Source organism: Desulfofundulus thermobenzoicus, assembly GCF_009428905.1.
Lineage (GTDB): Bacteria > Bacillota > Desulfotomaculia > Desulfotomaculales > Desulfovirgulaceae > Desulfofundulus_A > Desulfofundulus_A thermobenzoicus.
Genome location: NZ_WHYR01000242.1, coordinates 1 through 404, shown reverse-complemented (window position 1 = coordinate 404; position 404 = coordinate 1). Strand labels below are relative to the sequence as shown.

The following is a 404-nucleotide window of genomic DNA, read 5'->3' as shown; positions in this document are numbered from 1 at the left end:
TGAATCTGTTAAACGATTCTCTAGACAGCTGCGCGGAATGGGTGTCGATGATGCCTTGCGTGAGCGCGGAGCAAAAGATGGCGACATCATTCGTCTGCTTGAATTTGAATTCGAATTTATTGATTGATCAAAAGGAGGGTCCAGACCATGGGCTCTCCCGTTTTTAAAAGGGGAGAAAACAGGTGAAAGAAGAAACGTTCTATTTAGTAAGAGAGGATGTACTTCCAGATGCGATGCGAAAAACGCTTGAAGTCAAAAAGCTTCTCGATCGCAAAAAAGCGGATTCAGTTGCCGATGCTGTTCAAAAAGCGGATTTAAGCCGCAGTGCTTTTTATAAATACCGAGATGCTGTTTTTCCATTTTATACAATGGTGAAAGAGCAGATCATCACATTGTTTTTCCAC

1 protein-coding gene and 1 pseudogene are annotated in these 404 nt (G+C 42.3%); both read left to right on the top strand.

Translation table 11 applies throughout. The annotated features are described in order from the left end of the window. The coding region (cgtA, locus tag GFC01_RS18460) for an Obg family GTPase CgtA (protein ID WP_152948529.1) at positions 1 to 127 on the top strand (127 nt) is incomplete at its 5' end. A gap of 55 nt (positions 128 to 182) precedes the next feature. After that, positions 183 to 404 (top strand): annotated as a pseudogene (thrR, locus tag GFC01_RS18455) (transcriptional regulator ThrR); the annotation flags it as partial.